Source organism: Paraglaciecola mesophila KMM 241, assembly GCF_000315015.1.
In the GTDB taxonomy this organism is placed as follows: domain Bacteria; phylum Pseudomonadota; class Gammaproteobacteria; order Enterobacterales; family Alteromonadaceae; genus Paraglaciecola; species Paraglaciecola mesophila.
Window position 1 is genome coordinate 89,274 of the sequence record NZ_BAEP01000075.1, and the last position, 24,458, is coordinate 113,731.

Genomic DNA, 24,458 nt, shown 5'->3' on the forward strand with positions numbered 1-24,458 from the left:
GTTACGTTTGCTCGCTTGAAGTATCAGCGGCGAGGTCGCGCCATTTTACTGAAGCTAAGGTTTGCAAGCCTAATAAGGTCGCATCTTCATTACTAAAATGTTCAGTGCTGATCCCTATATACTCTAGCGCTTCGACATACAAAGCACAGATATGATCCGAGCCAATGACGGCTACATGCGAGAAAATATCAAAATCTTGCATCGCCGCTTTTACATCTGACCCAATCAGTAAGCCTGACAAATAGCCGGCAGCTTCTGCGTTGGTGCGTTTATCGATAATTTGATACGCCCGAGTAGCAAACAAGGTATGCAGCAAGTTACTCGATTGATGCATGCCAACCCGTAATCCATTGGTAAAACTGCTTTTGCACCAGCTGGGCACAGAAGCAGGGCTAAGCAACACACTGTGTTGACTCAGCACTTCATAGAGTTCTCCCACTGGACTGGTCACAAAAGAAGTGATGCTTTCATCTTCACATAATGCCCATTTGGTATGGGTACCGGGCAAACAAATTAAGCGTTTATCGGTAGTGCTAGGTAACTGAGACAAAAAGCCGAATACTTGGGTTTCTTCACCGCGCATAATATCAGGCAGGTGATGGCGGTTCTGACAAGACACACCAGGTAAAATGGTGATGTTTAAACCGCGAGCTGAAAAATTTTTACTCAACGCCAGTAGGTTATTTTTATCTGTGGGACAAGGAACATAACTGGTTTGTTTCCAGCCTGTGTCAGAGCCTACGGCACCAATCAAAAATACCGGTACATTTCCGTATAATTCTATCCAAGGTTGGCATAGCTCAAAAAAACGAGACTCAGGGTTATTAATGTATTTAATTCCCATGCCCTTGGTGCGCGCCAAAACGGTGAGTTCTTGTTGATGAAAGCGGCACAGGTAAAGACGGCACACGCTTGTGCCCCAATCACCCAAAATAATAATATCAGACTGCATATTCATCACGTTCGCCCTGCGTCAATAATAAACTGCTGGCCAGTAATCATTGCGCTGTCCTCTGCTGCTAAAAACAGCGCCATATTCGCCACATGTATGGGTTCTAGACTGCCGCGCAGGGCGACGGATTTTTGCCATTCTTTATCTGCTTCTGGCGTCAACCAAAGAGCGAGCTGACGGTCAGTGGCAACCCAGCCAGGTAAAATAGTGTTGACCCGGATACCATATTCGCCATATTGATTCGCCAAGGATTTACTCAAACCATTTAACGCCGATTTAGCCGCGACGTAGCCGGGCATTTGTTTTGGTCCAATCAGCACATTAATAGAGCTCATATTGATAATATTGCCATTACGTTTGTCGCGCATTAAGCGAATAGCACTTTGACAAGCAAAAAATGTCGAGTCGAGGTTAACGGCCATACAGTCGCGCCAACCCTGCTGATCAATATCAAGGGGGGAGTGGCGTGTGTCATTGGCGACATTGTTAATTAACACGTCTAACCGCCCGTGACTGTGTCCAATTGAGTTTATAAAGGCTTGTAGTTCATCTATATGCGTTGTATCTAACTTTTTAAAAATAGGGGCTGCACCCAGCTCTTCATGCAATTTGCTGCACAGTGCTTGAGCGGCCTCTTCTTGCACATCAACGAAAAGAACTCGGGCTTGTTGGCGCATAAACGCTTCTACCATAACCGCGCCGATACCTGTAGCACCGCCGGTTATCAGAATAACTTTGCCTTTCAGGCTTGGGTAAGTTGCGTAATTGGACATAACTAACTCATTGATATTGATAGGGCTGTCATTATAAGCAAACACGTGGTTCAATCGCCAACGCAGAACAGTTTCTTGTGTACATATATATTATAATATTATTTATTTTCAAATTTAACTCATTTTATTTACATATTTCCCCCTTTTTATGTGTGGCTTCCTTGCTTGACTGATTAAAAATCCCCCGTTTTATCTGCCTTTGCATGCTGGTAGCGAGATTTATTTGCCTTTGGTGATGCCAAAAAGCGTCACTTTTAGTAAATCCTTTCACATATCAGTCACTTCAACCAACGCCTTGATTTCTCTGGCTTGGGGCAACGTCAAATTGCCTGTTTTATCCCTTGACATGATGGACGTGAGGTACCTAAACTGTGCATCGTGGGTAAAAGTGGCAAAAAGTGGATCAAAAACTCATTTTTAGTGAGAAATGGTTCTAAATCAGTAACAAATTATAAAAGGCTAGGGAAATGTTCCGCGGCGCTAACGCAATCAATCTTGATGTAAAAGGACGGGTAACGATACCAACGAAGTATCGTCAGTCTTTGCTGGATGATTGTCAGGGGCAACTGGTGTGTACGATTGACACCCAGCAACCTTGCTTGCTGCTTTACCCACTTCCTGAATGGGAAGAAATTGAGCTGAAACTTTCGCGCCTGTCCAGTATGAATCCTCACGAGCGCAGATTACAGCGTTTACTGCTCGGTTATGCAACCGAAGGGGAAATGGATAAGAGCGGTCGCTTTTTATTGACGGCGCCGCTGCGAGAGCATGCCCATTTAGATAAACAAATTATGTTGGTAGGCCAATTGAACAAATTCGAAATTTGGGATCACAGTGTTTGGCAACAACAAATACAACAAGATGTTGCGACTGAGCAAGAAGCAGCCTTTGAATTAACTGAGCGCTTGCAGGATTTCTCACTCTAATGACTACGCAACCATCACACCTATCTGTACTACTGCAAGAATCCATTGACGGTTTAGCAATTAAACCTGATGGCATTTACCTGGATGCCACATTCGGGCGCGGTGGTCACACTAAGCAGATCTTGTCTCAGTTATCGTCAAACGGTCGCGTGATTGCACTTGACCGTGACCCGTCAGCGATAGAAGCGGCAAAAGTGCTGGCGAATGACGCACGTTTTAGTATTCATCATTGTAACTTTTCAGAAATGGAAGACGTACTTACTTCCCTAGAACTGCACGGTAAGGTAGACGGAATATTGATGGACTTGGGCGTGTCTTCGCCTCAGCTAGATGAGCCAGAGCGGGGCTTTAGTTTTATGCGTGAAGGGCCATTAGACATGCGTATGAATCCGACCAAAGGGCAAAGTGCTGCCCAGTGGTTAGCCCATGCTGAAGAGCAAGACATTGCACAAGTCATCAAAGAATTCGGTGAAGAAAAATTCGGTAAGCGTATTGCCCACGGTATTGTTAACGCACGTCAAGAAACACCAATAACCACCACTGCGCAATTGGCTGAAATTATTGATTTGGCGGTACCCGTTAAAGACAAGTTTAAGCATCCGGCGACCCGCAGTTTTCAAGGTATTCGTATCTATATCAACAGTGAATTAGATGAAATTCGCACGGGCTTGAAAGCCGCGTTAAATAGCCTGAATTCTGGTGGCCGCTTGTCTGTGATCAGCTTTCACTCGTTGGAAGACAGATTAGTAAAACGTTTTATTCGAGAGCAAAGCCGCGGTCTTCAAGTTCCCCATGGTTTACCCATTATGCAGGCTGAAATAGATTCTCATAAAGCCATGAAAGCCATTGGCAAAGCGATAAAACCCTCAAGTGAAGAATTGTCTCGAAATGTCCGTGCCCGTAGTTCGGTTCTCAGGGTTGCCGAAAAACTATGAGTACCCAAGAAACTAACTTCAAACTCGTCGGCTTTTTGCTTGCTGACCTAGCCCGCCATCCCGTGCGGGTTTTGTTGTTTTTGTCACTGTTAGTTAGCGCCGGTGCCGTTATCTTAAGTGCACATCATAATCGCCAAGCGTCGATTGCGCTTGAGCGCTTGATGCAAAACAAAGATCAGCTAGATGTTGAATGGCGAAATCTGATCTTGGAGCAAAGTGCGTTAACTGAACATAATCGTATTGAGAACTTGGTGTCTAAGCAATTAGGCATGCGCCGCCCGCAAGCCGATGAAGAAGTGGTGGTGAGAATAAAATGAGCCGAGTCAGCACCAACAAAAAACGTAATCAACAAGCGAAGCAAAATGTCGCACCTACTGCTTTGCAGTGGCGCTATTTGCTCGTAATTGGCGTGATTATGTTGGTGTTTGTTGGCTTATCAGCTCGGGCAGTATATATCCAAGTTATTGACCCTGACTTGCTTATTCAGCAAGGGGACAACCGCACATTACGCACTCAAAATATGCCGGTACACCGAGGTTTAATAACCGATAGAAACGGCCAAAATTTAGCGGTAAGTGTGCCAGTAAGGGCCATTTGGGCAGACCCGAAAACTATCGTTGAAAACGGCTCATTGAATGACAAGCGCCGCTGGCAGGCTTTAGCAGACGTGTTAGGGCAGGATTACACCAAGCTCGTTTCACGAGTGAAAAATCCGAAAAAACGCTTTGTGTACATTCAACGTCAAGTTTCGCCTGCGATGGCTGATTATGTGGACCAGCTTTCCATAAGTGGTGTGTATTTGCGAGATGAGTCTCGCCGTTATTACCCAACAGGGGAAGTGTCGGCGCAGTTGATTGGATTCACCAATGTTGACGATCAGGGCATCGAGGGCATTGAAAAGTTATATAACGAATGGCTGAAGGGGTCACCCGGCAGTCGTAAAATTCGTCGTGATGGCAAAGGCCGTCAGGTGGAAATTTTAGAGCAAGAAGCCGGTGAAGAGCCAAAAGATATTCAGCTAACAATTGACCAGCGCATTCAGGCTTTTGCCTATAAAGAATTGAAAAAAGCCGTGCAGTATTACAAAGCCACTTCCGCTTCAGCTGTAGTGGTTGATGTGCAAACAGGCGAAATATTGGCCATGGTTAATAACCCGTCTTATAACCCGAATAACCGTAGCGGCGTTTCTGGCCACAGAATTCGTAATCGCGCGATTACAGATGCCTTCGAGCCGGGTTCATCAATTAAGCCTATAGCGGTACTTAGCGCATTGGAATTTGGCTCAGTAGAAATGGACAGTGTTATTGATACCTCTCCCGGTTGGATGCGCGTAGGCGGCAGCATGGTGCGAGATTCTCGCAACTACGGCGAATTGGATTTAACCGGGATTATTCGTAAATCGAGTAATATGGGCACCTCAAAGTTGGCTTTATCTGTGCCAAAGCAATTCTTGATAGATCAGTATTACAACATGGGGTTAATGAGCGATACCGGCTCGAACCTTATTGGTGAAAGTAGCGGTATATTTCACGATCGCAGCCGTTGGTCAGAGTTTGAATTATCGACGTTATCATTTGGCTATGGCCTGTCCGTGACCACGGCTCAATTAGCCAGAATGTATAGCGTATTGGGCAGTGGCGGCATTAAACGCCCACTTAGCATGATAAAGAGTGAGCAAAAAGCGCCTGAAGAGCGAGTACTCAGCGAAGATATCGCCCATGAAGTACTGACCATGATGGAAAGCGTTGTCAATGAAGGCGGCTCAGGCACGAAAGCCCGTGTTCCTGGTTATCGCGTAGCAGGCAAAACGGGCACCAGTCGCAAAGCGGTCGCCGGTGGTTACGGCGAAGAGTATGTGAGTATTTTTGCGGGTGTAGCGCCTGTATCTGACCCGCAGCTTGCGGTAGTGGTGCTGATCAACGAACCTCGCGGTGATTTATATTATGCGGGTGATACCGCAGCGCCGGTGTTCTCAAAAATCATGTCTAATAGCTTGCAAATGTTAAACGTACCCCCTGATGACAAATCAGTGTCCTCATTGGCCTCAATTACGGGGGCGTCTAATGCTGGATAGCAAACAAGTGCAAACTAACCAAGCTCAATTAGAGCAAGCTCAAGTAAAGACGGCGCGGAGCATACAACCGCTATTGTTAGAATTTGGTATTCAAACTGCAGATATCACGATTGAATCTTTGGTGCTAGATAGCCGTGATGTGGCTATTCACAGTGCATTTATTGCGCTAAAAGGTCATGTGCGTGACGGGCGAGATTTTATTCCCCAAGCGATTAGCCTAGGCGCAAAAGTCATTATTGCCGAGTGTGAAACCCAAGCAGAGCATGGGCATACGAGCATGCGCGAACAATCGTTAATCATCAGCTTCTATGACTTATCCGCTCAGTTATCAGCACTTGCGGCTGCATTTTATGATTACCCAGCCCAGTCCTTACAAGTGATTGGTGTTACGGGCACCAACGGCAAAACATCAACAGTACAATTAACCAGTCAATTGGCAGCGCTACTGAATAAGCGCGCCGCGTCAATTGGCACATTGGGCTCAGGTGTGATTGACCAAGCAGGGACATGCGCATCACATAATGACACTGCGAACACCACGCCAGACGCCATTAGCATGCACAAATTGATGGCGCAATTTGCACAAGACCAGGTTAAACAAGTCGCCCTTGAAGTGTCTTCTCATGCATTAGTACAACAACGCGTTGCTGCGCTTAAAACAGATGTGGCTGTGTTTACGAACCTAACACGAGACCACCTTGATTATCACGGCACTATGCAAGCCTATGCGCAAGCAAAACGCGAGTTGTTGAAGCAACCTGAGCTTAGATATGCGGTACTCAACGGAAATGAAATTGAGAGCAAGCACTGGCTGGCGCAGTTACCTTCAACGGTAACGCCTGTTATTTACGGGGTCGCTGACGAAAGCTTAATGTTGACTGACTCTGAGCATCAATGTCTAGCCAAGGATGTAGTGTATTCGAACCAAGGGTGCCGGTTTAGATTGCTGAGCTCATGGGGGGAATGTGAGATTCAATTATCTCTACTAGGGCGCTTTAATATTTTTAACGCACTGGCTGCAATAGCGAGTCAGTTATGCCTAGGTGAATCGCTAAATGATATTGCTAAGCTTGCGCATTTGTTGGTGCCGGTCACCGGTCGCATGGAGCGTTTTGGTGGGGATAACTCGCCTACCGTGGTGGTAGATTACGCCCATACACCAGATGCCTTAAAGCAAGCCTTAGCGGCGCTTCGTCAACATAGTGAAGGGCGTTTGTTGGTTATTTTTGGTTGCGGTGGCGACAGAGACAAAGGTAAACGCTCTCTAATGGGAGAGGTTGCTGAAACTTACGCAGATGAAGTGATCATTACCAATGACAACAGTCGTTCAGAAGAGCCTACAGCGATTGCAGACGATATTTTAAGTGGCTGTGTACACCCTGAGAAAATTCAGGTGGTACTCGATCGCAAGGCAGCTATTGCACAGGCTGTATCGAACGCTACAGCGAATGACATCATTTTAGTGGCAGGTAAAGGTCACGAAGATTACCAAATTATTGGCAACCAAAAGGTTGCTTACGACGAGCGTGAATACGTACAACAAATGTTTGAGAGGAACATCACATGATCCCGGTTTCATTGGCGTGGATTGCGCAGCAAGTGCAGGGCGAAATTATTCGCAGCGAAAAGAGTATTGCTGAAGACGCCATAATTCAGGGTGTCAGCACTGACACGCGTCATATAAATTCAGATGATTTATTTATTGCCTTAAGCGGGCCCAATTTCGATGGCCATAAATTCATCGAACAGGCCCAGACAAGTGGGGCAATAGCGGTAGTTGTTAGCCGTCAAGTTGATACACCGTTAGCCCAAATATTGGTTAGCGATACCAAAGCGGCTCTGGGTCTATTAGGACAGGCAGTAAAGCGTGAGGTAGCACCAAAAACGGTGGCTATAACAGGTAGCAGTGGTAAAACCACAGTCAAAGAAATGGTTGCTGCTATTTTATCTCGGCGCGGCAAAGTACTCGCCACTAAGGGCAACTTCAACAACGATATTGGAGTGCCTCTTACCTTGTTGCGTCTTGAAGCTCAGCATGAGTTTGCTGTGGTGGAGTTAGGTGCTAACCATCTTGGGGAAATTGCTTACACCACTGAGTTAGTCAAACCTGATGTGGCTACGATCGTTAATGCTGCTGCCGCCCACCTTGAAGGATTTGGTAGCTTATTAGGTGTGGCACGCGCCAAAAGTGAGATTTTCAAAGGCCTGGGCAAAGATGGTTTAGCCATTTTCAACGCCGACAGCCAATTCTATGCGTTCTGGCACGGTAAGTATGAACATCTACGTAATCAGCGTTTCTCGACCAAAGGTGAAGCCGATTATTACGCTCAGGATGTTGTTCTTGGTTTAAACGGTTGTGCAGATTTTCTCATGGTTACGCCGATCGGTAAGGTGTCTATCACTTTGCCTTTGCCGGGTATTCATAACGTTAGTAATACCCTTGTCTCTGCCGCATTAGCGATAGAGGTAGGCGCTAACTTACAGGACGTGCAAGCAGGTCTGCAGTATATGGCGCAAGTTAGTGGCCGCTTACAAGTTAAGCAGCTAACTGGTCAGGTCAAAGTACTTGATGACACATACAACGCCAACGTGGCCTCTGTAAACGCAGCCATTGACTTACTTGGCAGCTTCGCTGGGCGCAAAATTTTAGTGCTAGGCGATATGGCTGAGCTAGGGGAGCGGGCACGCTTTTATCATCAACAAGTAGGGGAATATGCCAAGGAAAAGGGCATAGACGACCTGTATACCCTTGGCGTACTCAGTCAAAGCGCCAGCGATGTGTATCACAAAAGCGGATACCATTTTAGTGATAAAGACAAATTAGTCGCGGCATTAGCCGAGCATTTAGCAACGGAGAAACGAGATATCAGCATTCTAGTAAAGGGCTCCCGTAGTGCGCGTATGGAGTTGGTAGTGGAAGCTTTGGAGGCATCCCCCGTGGGAAAGTTTGAACGCTTTAGGGAGCTAATGGCATGCTGATGTTACTGGCCGATTGGCTACAACAGTTTGAGCCAAGCTTTAGGGTCTTCTCGTATCTGACGCTTCGTGCCATTTTGAGCACGCTAACGGCCCTGTTGATTGCCGTGTTAATTGGGCCGCGCATGATCCGTTGGTTGCAAACCATGCAAATTGGCCAAACGGTGCGTGATGACGGCCCTCAATCCCATCTGGCCAAATCAGGCACGCCTACTATGGGCGGCTTACTGATTTTGGCGGCGATTGTGGTCAGTGTTTTGTTATGGGCTGACTTAACCAATCGCTATGTTTGGGTGACCTTAAGTGTCGTCGTCGGTTACGGTATTATCGGCTTTATTGATGACTATCGAAAGGTCGTGCGTAAAGACCCAAAAGGCTTGATTGCGCGCTGGAAGTATTTTTGGCAATCCGTTATTGCTATTGGTGTCGCCTTGTATTTATACGCCAGCCAGCAAGACCCGGCTGAAACCGCCTTGCTCGTACCTTTTTTCAAAGATGTGATGCCGCAAATGGGCTTGTTCTTCATTGTAATGACTTATTTTGTGATTGTCGGCACCAGTAATGCGGTCAATCTAACTGACGGTTTAGATGGCTTAGCTATCGTGCCTACTGTTCTAGTGGCTGGTGCATTCGCGATTTTTGCTTACACCACAGGCAACATTAACTTTTCCGCTTACCTGAATATTCCGTATTTACCCTTAACCAGTGAACTGGTGATTGTATGCACAGCCATTGTCGGTGCAGGCCTTGGCTTTTTGTGGTTCAACACTTACCCAGCCATGGTGTTCATGGGCGATGTTGGCTCACTGGCACTTGGCGGCACGCTAGGGATCATCGCTGTGTTAGTGCGTCAAGAAATCGTGCTGGTGATCATGGGCGGCGTATTTGTGGTGGAAACGCTCTCGGTTATTTTGCAGGTGGGCTCATTTAAATTGCGCGGCCAAAGGATTTTCAGAATGGCGCCAATTCACCACCACTATGAATTAAAAGGCTGGCCAGAGCCTCGCGTTATCGTGCGATTCTGGATCATCTCCATCATTTTAGTCTTGGTTGGCCTAGCCACCTTGAAATTACGTTAAAGGATATTGCGTTAAATGGCTGCTAATCCATTAGCAAATAAAAATATCATCGTTGTTGGACTCGGTTTGACCGGTTTGTCCTGCGTGACGTTTTTAGTTGCTAAAGGTGCCAATGTGAGCGCAGTGGATACCCGTGAAGATTTGGGTGTCAGCGTATCTGTTCCCGTGTTTCTCGGTGAACTGGATAGCGCCCGTTTGTGCGCAGCAGACATGCTGGTGGTCAGCCCAGGTTTGAGTTTGAAAACACCGGCCATAAATGCTGCCATTGACGCGGGCGTTCAGGTGATTGGTGATATCGAACTGTTCGCCATGTTCAACAATACACCGGTGTTAGCGGTTACCGGCTCAAATGGTAAATCCACGGTGGCAACACTTGCCTATGAGATGTGTTTAGCGGCAAGTAAGAAAGCGCTATTAGGGGGGAATATTGGTATTCCTGCCCTGGAGTTGTTGGAAAAAGACGCAGACATTATTGTTTTAGAGTTGTCTAGCTTTCAGCTGGAAACCACCTATACCTTGCGCCCTCACGTGGCTTGTATGTTAAACCTCAGCGATGATCATTTGGACCGCCACGGAGATATGCTGAGCTATCAGCGCGCAAAACTGCGGATTTATCGCGATGCACGTTTCAGCGTGTGCAACCGTGACGACGCTGCTACATGGCCTATGACGATTAATCCTGATGTTATGTTTGGTTTGAGTAGCAGCGAACGTGGCCTGAGCTGGAATAAAGACAGCGCGCATATCTTACTGGACGGCAAATACTTCCTTGATAGCCATGCCTGCATGTTGGTAGGCGAGCACAATATGCTCAATATTCAAGCAGCCACTGCCATGACGATGTTGGCGGGTATAGACCATAGTGCAATTAAGCGTGCAGCAACCACCTTTGCCGGTTTGGCACATCGCTGTCAAACCGTGGCGGTGAGTAATCATGTGCGTTGGATAAATGACTCCAAAGCGACCAACGTTGGCGCCACTATTGCCGCCATTGATGGCCTAGCACCGACCTGTACAGGCAAATTGATCCTTATCGCGGGTGGCGACGGTAAAGGGGCTGATTTCTCACCACTTGAGGAGCGCTTTAACACGCAAGTCAGTGAGTTAATTACCCTAGGCAAAGATGGCCCTAAGTTGGCTGAATTAAAAGCAAACAGCCATCAGGTAGCAACCTTAGACGATGCCGTGCAATTAGCTGCTACGTTAGCAAAAGGTGACGCAACTGTGTTGCTGTCACCAGCTTGTGCTAGCTTGGATATGTTTAAAAACTATCAGCAACGCGGGGACTTATTCGTAAAAGCGGTAAACACCCTTGTGGCAAAGCAAGGAGGCCAGCGATGAACACATCGACTTTCGCGACGCCTCTTCGCGCTATGTTTGCTCAGCGTCATGATGCTGCCCCAGCTGTGGTGCGTCCTTACGATGTGAGTTTAATTTTATTGGCGCTGTCGTTAATGGCGATTGGCTTGGTTATTGTGACGTCTGCATCTATGCCGGTGGCGTCTCGCTTGTTTGACAATCCTTTTCATTTTGCTATCCGCCATGGCATCTATATCGTATTGGCGATTGGTGCGGCCTTGACCGTGATGCAGATCCCGATGCAGTGGTGGCGTACCAGCAATGCTTGGTTATTGCTGTTAGGTCTGGTGTTATTGATTGCCGTCTTATTAGTTGGGCGCAGTGTTAATGGCAGCACCCGATGGTTAGTGATAGGCCCAATTACTATTCAAGCTGCTGAGCCCGCCAAGCTGTTCTTTTTCTGTTATTTAGCGGGCTATTTGGTCAGACGTTACGAAGAGGTGACTGAAAACATCAAGGGCTTTGCCAAGCCATTAGTGGTGTTCTTTGCCTTTGCCGTATTGTTACTACTTCAACCTGATTTAGGTACCGTGGTGGTCATGCTATGCACCACCATTGGGTTGCTGTTTTTGGCGGGTGCTAAACTGTGGCAGTTCTTTGGCTTGGCGTTTACCGGCGGCGCAGCAGTGACCTTCTTGATCATGTTCGAAGAATATCGCATGAAGCGAATTACCTCGTTTTTAGATCCTTGGGCCGACCCATTTGGTAGCGGTTATCAGTTAACCCAGTCCCTGATGGCGTATGGACGCGGCGATGTATTTGGCCAAGGCCTAGGTAACAGTTTACAAAAGTTAGAATATCTACCTGAAGCACACACCGATTTTATTATGGCTATCTTAGCAGAAGAGCTTGGTTTTGCTGGGGTGTTAACGGTGCTGGCACTTATGTTATGCATAGTGCTCAAAGCCATGAAAATGGGTAGCAAAGCACTGCAAAATGAACGTCCGTTTGATGCCTATCTTGCGTACTCCATTGGTATTTGGTTTAGCTTTCAAACCGCTGTTAACGTTGGCGCGAGTGCAGGTATTCTGCCCACTAAAGGGCTCACGTTCCCGCTATTGAGTTATGGCGGCTCTAGTTTGATTATTATGGCCGCAGCAGTGGGTTTATTGGTGCGTATCGATTTTGAAATGCGGGTTGAAGGTATTCAAGCCATCGATCGAGGTGGCAAAGCGAAAGCGGCTAAATCGAGTAGTAGAAAAAACAAACCGAAAACAGCCAGTAGTGCAGGTAAGAAAAAAGTCTCGACTGTGCTCGACGATGTGGCTTACGCCGTGGTCGATGACGTGCAAGACGCAGAACAAGATATCGACTCTATAATGGATGACTTTGCCCAAGACGAATCTACGCAAACACCAAGTCATCAAACCAAACGTGCTAGCAAAAGCACTAGTAACCCCCCCCGTGGCAACGACGAAGAGCAGGAGGGTGGCTATGTCTAATCCTATTGTATCTGATTCTGCTATGGCGAATACCTTGCTTGTGATGGCTGGTGGCACAGGCGGTCATGTGTTTCCTGGTTTAGCTGTGGCACAGGCTCTCAAAGAACAGAACTGGCATATCCATTGGCTTGGCACCGCACAGCGAATGGAAGCAGAGTTAGTACCCAAGGCTGGCTTTGAAATCAGTTTTATTGATATCGCCGGTGTGCGTGGCAATGGGGTGGTGCGCTTGCTAACTGCGCCTTTCAAAATCATCAAAGCGGTTATTCAAGCAAGGCGCGTTATCAAAGAGGTTAAGCCCGATGTCGTCATCGGTATGGGCGGTTTTGCAAGTGGTCCTGGCGGCTTAGCCGCTTGGTTAATGGGCAAACCCTTAGTATTGCATGAGCAAAACGCTGCGCCGGGTATGACCAATAGATTACTCGCCCGGATTGCCAATAAAGTACTGACGGGATTTGCTGGCACATTCGATGCGCAAAAAGCAGCAGAGAGTCAGGGGCATGACGTGAGTGATTCCGCAAAATACCAGTGGGTAGGGAATCCAGTGCGCGCGGGCTTTGCCGCTATTACGCCTAAGCAAGTATCCGGTACTAGCCGCGCTACAAATATCCTTATTCTCGGTGGAAGCTTAGGGGCTAAAGCGTTGAATGAGAATGTACCTCTAGCGTTAGCGAAGCAGAATGAAATCAAAGTACGTCACCAATGCGGCAAAGGCCATTTAGACTCAGTAACCCAGTTGTACCAAAATCAGTTAGGCAACAACGGTGATTGGCAGGTGGATGAATTTGTAGAGGATATGCCACAGGCCTACCAATGGGCTGATTTGGTGATATGCCGTGCCGGCGCTTTGACCGTGGCTGAAGTAGCGGCATCCGGTGTGGCAGCTATTTTCGTGCCTTTGCCCCACGCTGTGGACGATCATCAAACCAAAAATGCGCAAACATTAGTCGAGCATGAAGCAGGCTATTTGTTGGCGCAAAATGAATTAGTACAAGGCGGGTTAAACTCATTGTTAGAAGCCTGTCTTGCAAAACCAAACATGCTAGTGGAAATGGGTCATAAGGCCCGCAAGTTAGCGAAATTAGATGCAGTACAACGAGTCACTCATTGCTGCCAGTTGTTAGTGGAGAAAGCGCAATGATCGCACCCGATAAAGTTCATTACCATGTGCCAGAGATGCGCCGAATTAAAAATATTCACTTTGTGGGTATAGGCGGTGCTGGTATGGGTGGTATCGCCGAAGTGTTATTGAACGAAGGTTACCAGGTATCCGGCTCGGACCGTCAAGCCAATGGAATGACTGATCGCTTGTCAGGCCTTGGCGCGACTATTTTCTTTGGTCATCAAGCGAGTAATGTTGAGAGTGCCAATGTGGTAGTGGTGTCCAGTGCTATCGACCCAACTAACCCAGAGGTAAACGCCGCCAACGAAATGCGTATTCCGGTTATTCGCCGAGCAGAAATGCTGGCGGAATTAATGCGTTTTAGACACGGCATTGCCATCGCGGGAACGCACGGCAAGACAACGACTACTAGCTTGATAGCGACCATCTTTGCTCAAGCAGAACTTGACCCCACCTTTGTTATTGGTGGCCTGCTTAATAGTGCAGGTACCAATGCTAGATTAGGCTCGAGTCAGTACCTGATTGCCGAGGCAGACGAAAGTGATGCTTCCTTCGTGCATCTTCAACCTATGGTGTCTGTGGTCACGAATATTGAGCCTGACCACATGGAAACTTACCAAGGTGATTTCCAGAAGATGCAAGACACCTACATTGACTTTCTTCACAATCTACCTTTTTACGGTTTAGCCGTGTTGTGTATTGACGATCCGGTGATCACGCAATTGCTCCCCCGCATAAAACGTAAATACCTGACCTATGGCTACAGCGAAGTAGCGGATGTGCGTGCGACTAATGTTAAGCACACATTTAATCAAAGTGAATTCACTTTAAAGCGCAAAGATCATCAAGACATACAAGTTGTGGTCAATGCACCAGGTAAGCACAACGTACTTAACGCTCTTGCTGCTATTGCCGTGGCGACTGATGAAAATATTGAAGATGCTGCGATCACAGCCGCGTTAGCTAATTTCTCAGGCATTGGCCGTCGTTTTGAAATGTTGGGTGAGTTTGCCACAGGTGAGGGCGACGTGCTGCTGGTTGATGATTACGGTCATCACCCTACGGAAGTTGAAGCGACTATAGCGGTAGCACGTAATAATTGGCCTGACAGACGGCTCGTTATGGCTTATCAGCCTCATCGATATTCACGTACCCGTGATCTGTACGAAGATTTTGTGCGCGTACTATCACAAGTAGACGTGTTGTTGCTCCTTGATGTGTATTCCGCTGGTGAAGAAAAAATAGAGGGGGCGGACAGTAAATCCCTATGCCGTTCTATGCGTCAACGTGGCCAGCTTGAACCCATTTATGTAGCAGACAAAAACGAATTACCTAAGTTATTGGCAGACAACCTAAAAGACCAAGATATTTTGTTGACCCAAGGGGCAGGCAATATTGGCCAAATTGCGAAAGAGCTACAAGAAATGAAACTAGACATGGGCGCGCTGCGTGCCGGGTGGTCAAAGTGACATTAGCGAACGCAACACACACTAGCGCTATAGACGTTGCACGCTTTGGAAAGGTAGCTGTGATGTTTGGCGGGCGCTCTGCTGAGCGTGAAGTATCCCTGCGCTCGGGGCAAGCTGTGCTTAGCGCATTGCTCAGCGCAGGTGTAAACGCCCATGGCTTTGATCCTGCCGAGTCTGAGCTACATCAACTTGTGGAGCAGAAATTTGATCGCGTGTTGATCATGCTTCATGGCCGTGGCGGTGAAGACGGCTCGCTCCAAGGTGCGTTACAGCAAATGAACATGCCTTATACCGGTACGGGCGTCTTAGGTTCTGCCTTATGCATGGATAAAATACGCAGTAAACAGGTGTGGCAGAGTCTGGGGCTCCCAACAGCCAATTATGAAATTGCTGATAAAAGAGACTTTAATGCCGCGAACTGCAGCGATATAATGTCCCGCTTAGGAGATCTGGTTATGGTCAAGCCTGCTCAGGAAGGTTCGAGTATCGGTATGGCCAAAGTGTCAAATGCGCAACAACTCGCCGCAGCGATCCAACAGGCTTTTGAATATGACGATAAAGTGTTGTTGGAGCAATTCATCCAAGGTTCAGAGTACACCGTTAGCCTATTAAATGGCGAAGCGCTGCCTTCGATCAGTATGTCGACCCCACGAGACTTTTATGACTATGAGGCTAAGTACCAGTCCAATACGACTGAGTATTTTTGTCCTAGCGGTTTGTCTGAGGAACAAGAAAGCGCGTTAGCGCGTCTTGCTTTGGACGCGTTCGATGCGGTCGCAGGCTCTGGTTGGGGAAGAATAGATTTTATGCAAGATATGCTGGGTCAATTTTATCTGTTAGAAGCGAATACAGTACCGGGGATGACGGAAAAGAGTTTAGTGCCTTTAGCGGCCAAGCAAGCAGGGTTGAGCTTTGCGCAACTTTCCTTAGCTGTATTGGCAACGGCGGGTTAATTGATATGACCAGCGAAGCGAACGTCACAGCGGAGCAACCCAACTACCGATTTATCGGGGGAATGATGTTCTTGCTGTTATTGCTAGCTGGCATTGTATACGGCGCTTGGGCCATAAAAGTATGGGCCGAGGATGAGCAAAAAGCGCCGGTGCGCGATATTGCCTTGTCGGGTGATTTACGCTTTGTTAAGCAAAGCGAGATCCAGAGCCTAATACGTAAAACACAGCCGGGCAGTTTTTTTGAACTAGACGTAGAGCAAGCGCACCAAGATATTGAAAATTTGCCATGGGTTTACCGCGCATCAATTCGTAAACGCTGGCCAAATAGTTTGAAAATTTACGTGCTGGAACAAACCCCAGCAGCGAAATGGAACAACGATTTGGTGTTGAATCAATATGGTGACGTATTTGCTGGGGATCTCGCCAAGGGCGTGACGCCGCCTCAGCTACCAAGTTTATTTGGGCCAGGCGGCAGCGAACATACCGCCCTTGAAGGGTACAACTCTATGCAAGCGTTATTGGCAAGTGCAGGTATGAGCATTGATGAATTGTTTTTAAGTGAGCGTTTCGCTTGGCATTTGCGCTTAGTCAATGGCATCAACCTGAATTTAGGACGCAACGAATACATAGCGAGATTACAACGTTTTATCGACTTGTATCCCTTGCTAAAGAAGAATGAAAGAGCCGTAGATTATGTTGATTTACGCTATGACACAGGTTTAGCCGTGGGATGGAAGTCCCCTGAGCAACCTACACAAGAGAGCTAATGAAAGTGAGAGCAGCACGATATGTCTAAAGTTACAGATAGAAAGCTAATTGTAGGCTTAGACATTGGTACCAGCATGGTAAAAGCCGTCGTCGGTGAGCTACTTGACGATGGTGGGATCAGCGTTATTGGTGTCGGTAGTCATCCATCAAAAGGGATGGATAAAGGTGGCGTAAACGATTTGAACTTAGTGGTTCAGTCGGTACAGCGTGCCATGAGCGAAATGGAATTAATGGCTGATTGCCGGGTGTCGTCAGTGTTTATGTCGATCTCTGGGCGTCATGTGCAGTGCCAAAATGAAAGTGGCATGGTCCCCATTAATAACAAAGAAGTGACCCAAGAAGACGTTGATAATGTGATCCATGCCGCCCGCTCGGTGCCTATCGCCGCTGAGCGTCGTTTGCTTCACGTATTGCCACAAGAATTTACGATTGACGTACAAGAAGGGATAAAAAATCCAATTGGCATGTCAGGGGTACGCATGGAAGCTCAAGCGCACATTATTACTTGCGCTGACGACATGGCTAAAAACTTAGTGAAATGTGTAGAGCGTTGTGACTTGACGACAGACCAGTTGATTTTTTCATCGCTAGCTTCGAGTTACGCAGTACTAACCGATGATGAAAAAGAGTTAGGGGTGTGCGTGGTTGATATCGGTGGTGGCACCATCGATATTGTGATTTACACAGATGGCGCCATCAGGCATACCGCTGTCGTTCCTGCTGCAGGTAATCAAATTACCAGTGATATTGCGAAAATATTCCGCACGCCTATCAGTCATGCAGAAGATATTAAAATTAACTATGCCTGCGCCCTAAAAGACATGGTCAGCATGGAAGAGAACATTGAAGTACATAGCGTAGGTGGTAGGCCGTCTCGCGCTATGTCTCGCCATACCTTGGCAGAGGTTATTGAACCAAGGTATCAAGAGCTGTTCGAATTGGTGCAGAAAGAAATACGTAATAGTGGCTTTGAAGAGCAGATAGCCGCAGGGATCGTGTTAACAGGCGGTACTGCCAAGATGGAAGGGGCCATTGAGTTCGCCGAAGAAATTTTTCAAATGCCTGTACGTGTGGGTGAGCCGTTATCTATTAAAGGTTTGTCGGAATACGTGGAAGACCCAACATTTGCTACAGCGATTGGGTTGCTTCAGTACGGAAAAGAACACATTACGGCCAAAACAGCGGCCAAAACGAAAGCGTCAGAAGGCGTTTGGGAACGAATTCAAAGTTGGTTTAAGGGCGAGTTTTAAACCTGCTTTTAAATGAACTTAAAAAACTATAGGCCGCAAACTATTTTGTTTGCATGTCTTAGCGCAAAAACCGGAGAGTAAATATGTTTGAATTAATGGATAGTCATAGCGAAGAAGCCGTCATTAAAGTTATTGGTGTCGGTGGGGGTGGCGGTAACGCTATCGAACACATGGTTGCACAGTGTATTGAAGGTGTTGAATTCATCGCCATCAACACCGACGCGCAAGTTTTACGTAGCTCAGCGGCTAACGTGACTCTGCAAATCGGTTCTGGTGTTACCAAAGGGTTAGGTGCAGGTGCGAACCCTAACATAGGCCGCGAAGCGGCCGAAGAAGACCGCGAAACTATTCGCCAAGCGCTTGAAGGTGCCGATATGGTATTCATCACCGCGGGTATGGGTGGTGGTACCGGTACTGGTGCCGCACCTGAAGTGGCTAAAATCGCTAAAGAGTTAGGTATTTTGACTGTAGCGGTTGTCACTAAGCCTTTTCCTTTTGAAGGCCGTAAGCGTACTGATTTCGCTGAACAAGGTATTGAAGAGTTATCTAAATACGTTGATTCGCTGATCACAATCCCGAACGAAAAATTACTGAAAGTTATGGGTAAAGGTACTCCTTTGCTGCAAGCGTTCAGTGCTGCGAATGACATTTTAAGTGGGGCGGTACAAGGTATTGCTGAGCTTATTACGCGCCCTGGTTTGATCAACGTGGATTTCGCCGACGTAAGAACCGTTATGTCAGAAATGGGTACGGCCATGATGGGTAGTGGCAGTGCTTCTGGTGAAGATCGCGCTGAGGAAGCTTCAGAAGGTGCAATTGCTTGTCCATTACTAGAAGACATCGATTTGTCTGGCGCCCGTGGTATTTTGGTTAACATCACGGCTGGCCCTGACTTCTCAATTGATGAATTCGAAATCGTGGGTAATGCTGTTAAGGCGTTCGCATCTGAAAACGCCACTGTGGTTGTGGGCACGGTTATCGACATGGAAATGTCTGATGAGCTGCGCGTAACTGTTGTTGCCACAGGTATTGGTGCAGAGCGTAAGCCTGACATCTCTTTGGTATCAAACCGCACTTCAGCGCGCGTACCGAGTGAGCAGCAAGAAGTTCGCATTCAAGCTAACGGTACTGACAATGTGCAAACCAGTGTGACCACTGAAAGTAGCCGTACTGTGGTTAATGAAGAAAGAACTGACTCAGGTAATGATCTTGAATATTTAGATATTCCTGCGTTTTTACGCAAGCAAGCTGATTAAAAACGGGTCTATGAATTATTAGACTAATGCGTTGTCTTATCACTTCAGATCAAACGACAGATTATCCTGTTGTATGGTCTTGAAAAGAGTGAATATGACACTATTTTGACAATAGACGCATTAATTCATATAATACGTGCCGCTTTTTATTAGGTTAACTAGAGCCAAGAAATAAAATGATTAAACAACGTACCATTAAACAATCTGTTCAAGAGACTGGAATTGGTCTGCACAAAGGTGACAAGGTCACTATGACTCTCCGGCCTGCGCCGGCGAATACAGGTATTGTATTTCGCCGCGTTGACCTTGAGCCTCATGCGGATATTCCAGCTCGCGCCGAAGCGGTGGGTGACACGATGTTGTGTACGTGTATAACCAACGCTGACGGTGTGTCTATTTCCACCGTTGAGCACTTGGCTTCAGCGCTTGCTGGCTTAGGTATCGACAATATTATTGTTGAAGTTGATAGTGACGAATTGCCAATCATGGACGGTAGCGCTAGCCCGTTCATTTTCTTATTGCAATCTGTTGGTATTGAGGAGCTTAACGCACCTAAGCAATTCATTAAGATCAAAAAATCGATCAAAGTCAAAGACGGCGACAAGTGGGCTGAGTTGCGCCCTCACGATGGTTTCCGTGTAGATTTTCGCATTGACTTTGATCACCCTGCGATCAGTCAGACTCGTCAACACATGGTGTTAGACTTTGACTCATCTTCTTATGTTGATGAAGTGAGTCGTGCTCGCACGTTTGGTTTTATGAAAGATCTAGAATACATGAACGCCAACAACCTTGCGCTTGGTGGCAGCATGGCGAACGCCGTGGCTTTAGATGAATACCGCGTGCTTAACCCAGAAGGGTTGCGTTACAGCGATGAGTTCTTAAAGCATAAAATTCTAGATGCTATTGGTGATTTATATTTAGGTGGTCACAGTATTATCGGTGAGTTAGTTGCCTATAAAACGGGGCATGGCCTGAATAACAAATTGCTTAATGCATTGTTACAGAACCAAGCTTGCTGGGAATTTGTCAGCTATGATAATAGCGAAGAGTTACCTATTAGATTCGCATCACCTATTCTAGCGAACTAAATTGTATTACGACTAAAATGCCGCTTTAAGCGGCATTTTTTGTTTAAGACGAATTGATTTTGTATATCAAGAACCCTTTGTTAAACTGCATCTCATAAGAGATGTAAAGCATCCAAACTTTTGGGAAATCGTTCAATAATGAGTCTGACACTACTGTATCGCAGTAAAAAATCACGTTTTATTTATCGGCCTACTAAGCGCCAGATATTGCCGTGCTTTATTGCCATATGCGGTTTATTTCTTATTTCCAGTCGCTCTACAGATTTACCCAATGAAAATTTGGCACGGTTGTCGTTAGCGCAATCTGGGTTGCAACAACAACAGACTCAGCTAGACGACCTTAAAGCCAGCACTGAGCAACGCTTAGCGGCTGTGCTGCAAAAATTAGCTGAAGCGGAAAGCCGCTTAGTTAAAGTGAATGCATTAGGTGCAAGGCTAGTAGAGCAGGCTCAGTTAAACCCTGATGAATTTAGTTTTTCAGTGAGCGGCGAAGAAGCGCAAGTATTACCTGATACGCCAGTTAATCTGAGCCAATATAATATGGTTTCCCGTATCGAAATCATGCTGGATGAGTTAGCAGATAAAGAGAAGCAATTGGGCGCGCTTGAATCTATCTTCATGAGTCACCATATAACCGAAGAAAGCGCGTTGGCAGGCCGCCCGATTGAAGCAGGTTGGTTATCGTCTTATTACGGTATCAGAACCGACCCATTTTCCGGTAAACCTACCATGCACAAAGGGTTAGATTTCGCCGGTGCAGAAGGAGAGCCTGTAATAGCAACGGGCGCAGGCATAGTAACGTGGGCGGCAACGCGATATGGTTACGGTGAATTAGTAGAAATTGACCATGGTAATGGCTTGGTCACACGATACGGGCACAATAAGTCCGTAAAGGTAAAAATGGGTGATGTAGTGACCAAAGGTCAATCAATCGCTTTGATGGGTAATACTGGTCGTTCTACCGGTGCTCATGTACATTATGAAGTTATAAAACAAGGGCAACCACAAGATCCATTACCCTTTGTATATCGCAACTAGCTGTTAAAGCGTCTGCTTAAGCAAGGGTAGTCTGTTTGATATCGCCCAACGAAACATTTTTCGTTATTTATTGGCAATCGGCTCTTTAAAAGCGATTTGTCTTACTTTAGTCATGATTTTTATGCCTTTGAGGCTGTAAGGTCATTCATTTATTAGATTGGAAGCTGTAAATCCATGTTTTCGAGTATTCTGACCAAGGTTTTTGGTAGCCGTAATGACCGAACTTTAAAAAAATTAAATAAAATTACTGAGCAAGTTAACCAGTTAGAAGCAGAGTATGAGGCGCTCAGTGATGAGCAACTCAAAGCTAAGACAGGCGAGTTTCAAAAGCGTTTGCAAGACGGTGAAGACACAGACAATTTACTGCCTGAAGCGTTCGCTGTTGTACGTGAAGCCAGTAAGCGCGTGTTTTCAATGCGTCATTTCGATGTGCAAATGCTTGGTGGTCAAGTGTTGCACACAGGTCAAATCGCTGAAATGCGTACCGGTGAAGGTAAAACTCTTACCTCTACGCTACCTGCCTACTTAAACGCGTTAAGTGGTAAAGGTGTGCACGTGATTACCGTTAACGATTACTTGGCGAGTCGCGATGCTGAGGGCAGTCGCCCTTTATTTGAATTCTTAGGGTTAAGCGTTGGCTGTAATATCCCTGGCATGAACCATGCTCAGAAAAAAGAAGCGTACGCTGCTGATATTACCTACGGTACCAATAATGAATTCGGTTTTGATTACCTGCGTGACAACATGGCCTTTAGCCCTGGTGACCGTGTTCAGCGCGAACTGCATTATGCGATCATTGATGAAGTAGATTCAATCCTTATCGATGAAGCCAGAACGCCGCTGATTATTTCCGGTCAAGCGGAAGACAGCTCTGAGCTGTATCGTAAAATTAATACCATTATTCCTCAGCTTGAACAGCAAGAAAAAGAAGACGAAGAAGGGAAAAACGGCGACGGTGACTACACCATCGATGAAAAAGGTAAGCAGGTACATTTGACCGAAAAAGGTCAGATTCATGTTGAGGAAATCCTTAAAACCAGCGGTATTCTCGGGGAAGATGAATCTCTCTTTGCTGCGGCCAATATTTCTTTACTGCACCATGTGAATGCGGCATTACGTGCGCATAAATTGTTTAGCCGTGACGTTGATTACATCGTCAAAGGTGATGACGTGGTTATCGTTGATGAGCACACTGGCCGCACAATGGAAGGTCGTCGTTGGTCTGAAGGTTTACACCAGGCAGTAGAAGCCAAAGAAGGTGTAAATATTCAGAACGAGAACCAAACACTCGCATCAATCACATTCCAAAATTACTTTCGTTTGTACGACAAGCTTGCCGGTATGACAGGTACAGCGGATACTGAAGCGTTTGAATTCCAAAGCATTTACGGCTTAGATACCGTGGTTATTCCAACGAACAAACCTATGGTCCGTAAAGACAAAGCCGATTTAATATACTTAACCGCCCAAGAGAAATACGAAGCGATAGTTGAAGATATTAAAGATTGCGTTAAGCGTGGTCAGCCGACGTTAGTCGGTACCGTATCTATCGAAAACTCTGAGCTTATTTCCAATATATTGAAAAAAGCAAAAATTCCTCACAAGGTATTGAACGCGAAATTCCATGAGCAGGAAGCTGACATCGTTGCTCAAGCGGGTAAACCCAGTGCCGTGACGATTGCTACTAACATGGCTGGTCGTGGTACGGATATCGTCCTTGGCGGTAACTGGCAGGTAGCCGTGGAGGGCATTAACGATCCTAAGCCTGGCACTGTGGAAAAAATCAAAGAGCAATGGCAGAAAGATCACGATGCAGTAATTGAGGCCGGTGGTTTACACATCATTGGCACAGAGCGTCACGAATCTCGCCGTATCGATAACCAACTTCGTGGTCGTTCAGGCCGTCAAGGCGATGCGGGCTCTTCGCGTTTTTACTTGTCACTTGATGATGCCTTAATGCGTATCTTTGCCTCTGAAAAAATGGGCAATATGATGAAGCGTTTAGGGATGGAGCGCGGTGAAGCCATTGAGCATCCTTGGGTAACCCGCGCAATCGAAAACGCGCAACGCAAAGTGGAAGGTCGTAACTTCGACATGCGTAAGCAGTTACTCGAGTTTGATGATGTAGCAAACGATCAACGTAAAGTCATCTACGAGCAGCGTAATGAGTTACTTGATGAAGGCGATATTTATTCAACCATCGAAGCCATTCGCATCGATGTAGTCGATAGTATTATCAGCCAATACATTCCGCCGCAATCACTGAGTGAAATGTGGAATGTCAGCGGATTAGAAGAGCACTTCAAAAGTGAGTTTTTATTGGATATTCCATTACAAAAATGGATCGATGAAGACGACAAACTATACGAAGAGAAAATTCGCGAGCGCATTTTAGAAGAAGTGAATAACGCTTATAAAGCGAAAGAAGAAATCGTTGGCCCAGACGTGCTCCGCCAGTTTGAAAAAGCGGTGATGTTGCAAAACTTGGACAGCCATTGGAAAGAGCATTTGGCGGCAATGGATCACTTACGCCAAGGTATTCATTTGCGCGGCTATGCTCAAAAGAATCCGAAGCAAGAATATAAGCGCGAATCTTTCGAACTGTTCACTGAAATGCTAGAAGCATTAAAAGTAGAAGTGGTTACAGTGTTAAGTAAAGTGCAAGTGAAAGCAGAATCTGATGTGGAAGCCGTTGAAGAACAGCGTCGCCAAGCGGACGAACAACCTAAGCAGTACGAACATGAAACTGCGAGTGCGACACAGGCGCCTGAAGAAGCACCAGAAGCAGCACCTACTGCACGTCCGGGGAATGCACTGCGCGATGGCCCCAAGGTAGGTCGCAATGATCCGTGCCCATGTGGTTCAGGTCTTAAATATAAACAATGCCATGGTAAATTAAGTTAGTTACTAGGTTTTTAGCTTAATGTCATAAGCAGTAAGAGCGGGCTATTCCTTCAGGAGCAGCCCGTTTTTTTTAAATAAAAATGAGGTATA

20 protein-coding genes are annotated in these 24,458 nt (G+C 46.5%); 18 read left to right on the forward strand and 2 right to left on the reverse strand.

Annotated features, from left to right (window positions below):
- Position 1 precedes the first annotated feature (1 nt).
- Complete coding sequence (locus tag GMES_RS18250) at positions 2-958, reverse strand: 2-dehydro-3-deoxygalactonokinase (protein WP_006994256.1); 957 nt, start codon at positions 956-958, stop codon at positions 2-4.
- Positions 958-1,725, reverse strand: coding sequence for an SDR family NAD(P)-dependent oxidoreductase (locus GMES_RS18255; protein WP_033186142.1), 768 nt, complete (start codon positions 1,723-1,725; stop codon positions 958-960). The genes GMES_RS18250 and GMES_RS18255 overlap by 1 nt, the downstream gene beginning before the upstream one ends.
- 467 nt (positions 1,726-2,192) lie before the next feature.
- Between GMES_RS18255 and mraZ the strand changes: the two genes are divergently transcribed.
- The 18 genes from mraZ to secA all read left to right on the forward strand — a co-directional run bounded on the left by mraZ (position 2,193) and on the right by secA (position 24,368).
- Positions 2,193-2,651, forward strand: coding sequence for a division/cell wall cluster transcriptional repressor MraZ (mraZ, locus tag GMES_RS18260; protein ID WP_006994258.1), 459 nt, complete (start codon positions 2,193-2,195; stop codon positions 2,649-2,651).
- On the forward strand, positions 2,651-3,586 hold the full coding sequence (gene rsmH, locus GMES_RS18265) for a 16S rRNA (cytosine(1402)-N(4))-methyltransferase RsmH (RefSeq protein ID WP_006994259.1): 936 nt from the start codon (positions 2,651-2,653) through the stop codon (positions 3,584-3,586). The genes mraZ and rsmH overlap by 1 nt, the downstream gene beginning before the upstream one ends.
- Positions 3,583-3,903: a cell division protein FtsL gene (gene ftsL / locus GMES_RS18270; RefSeq protein ID WP_006994260.1), complete on the forward strand. Its 321-nt coding sequence runs from the start codon at positions 3,583-3,585 to the stop codon at positions 3,901-3,903. Before rsmH ends, ftsL begins: the two co-directional genes overlap by 4 nt.
- Positions 3,900-5,660, forward strand: coding sequence for a peptidoglycan glycosyltransferase FtsI (locus GMES_RS18275; protein ID WP_006994261.1), 1,761 nt, complete (start codon positions 3,900-3,902; stop codon positions 5,658-5,660). The genes ftsL and GMES_RS18275 overlap by 4 nt, the downstream gene beginning before the upstream one ends.
- Entirely contained in the window at positions 5,650-7,227 is a 1,578-nt protein-coding gene (murE, locus tag GMES_RS18280) for a UDP-N-acetylmuramoyl-L-alanyl-D-glutamate--2,6-diaminopimelate ligase (RefSeq protein ID WP_006994262.1), read from the forward strand. Before GMES_RS18275 ends, murE begins: the two co-directional genes overlap by 11 nt.
- Positions 7,224-8,639 (forward strand): UDP-N-acetylmuramoyl-tripeptide--D-alanyl-D-alanine ligase, encoded by a 1,416-nt coding sequence (locus GMES_RS18285; RefSeq protein ID WP_006994263.1) that lies wholly within the window; start codon positions 7,224-7,226, stop codon positions 8,637-8,639. Before murE ends, GMES_RS18285 begins: the two co-directional genes overlap by 4 nt.
- Entirely contained in the window at positions 8,633-9,715 is a 1,083-nt protein-coding gene (mraY, locus tag GMES_RS18290; RefSeq protein WP_006994264.1) for a phospho-N-acetylmuramoyl-pentapeptide-transferase, read from the forward strand. The genes GMES_RS18285 and mraY overlap by 7 nt, the downstream gene beginning before the upstream one ends.
- A gap of 15 nt (positions 9,716-9,730) precedes the next feature.
- Positions 9,731-11,056 (forward strand): UDP-N-acetylmuramoyl-L-alanine--D-glutamate ligase, encoded by a 1,326-nt coding sequence (murD, locus tag GMES_RS18295; protein WP_006994265.1) that lies wholly within the window; start codon positions 9,731-9,733, stop codon positions 11,054-11,056.
- Complete coding sequence (gene ftsW / locus GMES_RS18300; RefSeq protein WP_006994266.1) at positions 11,053-12,516, forward strand: cell division protein FtsW; 1,464 nt, start codon at positions 11,053-11,055, stop codon at positions 12,514-12,516. The genes murD and ftsW overlap by 4 nt, the downstream gene beginning before the upstream one ends.
- Positions 12,509-13,657: an undecaprenyldiphospho-muramoylpentapeptide beta-N-acetylglucosaminyltransferase gene (murG, locus tag GMES_RS18305; RefSeq protein WP_006994267.1), complete on the forward strand. Its 1,149-nt coding sequence runs from the start codon at positions 12,509-12,511 to the stop codon at positions 13,655-13,657. Before ftsW ends, murG begins: the two co-directional genes overlap by 8 nt.
- Complete coding sequence (gene murC, locus GMES_RS18310; protein ID WP_006994268.1) at positions 13,654-15,108, forward strand: UDP-N-acetylmuramate--L-alanine ligase; 1,455 nt, start codon at positions 13,654-13,656, stop codon at positions 15,106-15,108. Before murG ends, murC begins: the two co-directional genes overlap by 4 nt.
- Positions 15,105-16,061, forward strand: coding sequence for a D-alanine--D-alanine ligase (locus tag GMES_RS18315; RefSeq protein ID WP_039987827.1), 957 nt, complete (start codon positions 15,105-15,107; stop codon positions 16,059-16,061). Before murC ends, GMES_RS18315 begins: the two co-directional genes overlap by 4 nt.
- A 5-nt stretch (positions 16,062-16,066) precedes the next feature.
- Positions 16,067-16,828, forward strand: a complete 762-nt coding sequence (locus tag GMES_RS18320) for a cell division protein FtsQ/DivIB (RefSeq protein WP_006994270.1) — start codon at positions 16,067-16,069, stop codon at positions 16,826-16,828.
- Positions 16,829-16,849: 21 nt separating this feature from the next.
- The gene (gene ftsA, locus GMES_RS18325) at positions 16,850-18,079 is read left to right on the forward strand and encodes a cell division protein FtsA (RefSeq protein WP_011576245.1); all 1,230 of its coding nucleotides are present in this window, start codon (positions 16,850-16,852) and stop codon (positions 18,077-18,079) included.
- A gap of 83 nt (positions 18,080-18,162) precedes the next feature.
- Positions 18,163-19,335 (forward strand): cell division protein FtsZ, encoded by a 1,173-nt coding sequence (ftsZ, locus tag GMES_RS18330; RefSeq protein ID WP_006994272.1) that lies wholly within the window; start codon positions 18,163-18,165, stop codon positions 19,333-19,335.
- A gap of 176 nt (positions 19,336-19,511) precedes the next feature.
- A complete protein-coding gene (gene lpxC, locus GMES_RS18335) occupies positions 19,512-20,426 on the forward strand; it encodes a UDP-3-O-acyl-N-acetylglucosamine deacetylase (protein WP_006994273.1) in 915 nt (304 codons plus the stop codon).
- Positions 20,427-20,564: 138 nt separating this feature from the next.
- Complete coding sequence (locus GMES_RS18340) at positions 20,565-21,464, forward strand: M23 family metallopeptidase (RefSeq protein ID WP_006994274.1); 900 nt, start codon at positions 20,565-20,567, stop codon at positions 21,462-21,464.
- A 174-nt stretch (positions 21,465-21,638) separates the two neighbouring features.
- Complete coding sequence (gene secA / locus GMES_RS18345) at positions 21,639-24,368, forward strand: preprotein translocase subunit SecA (protein WP_006994275.1); 2,730 nt, start codon at positions 21,639-21,641, stop codon at positions 24,366-24,368.
- Positions 24,369-24,458: the final 90 nt, after the last annotated feature.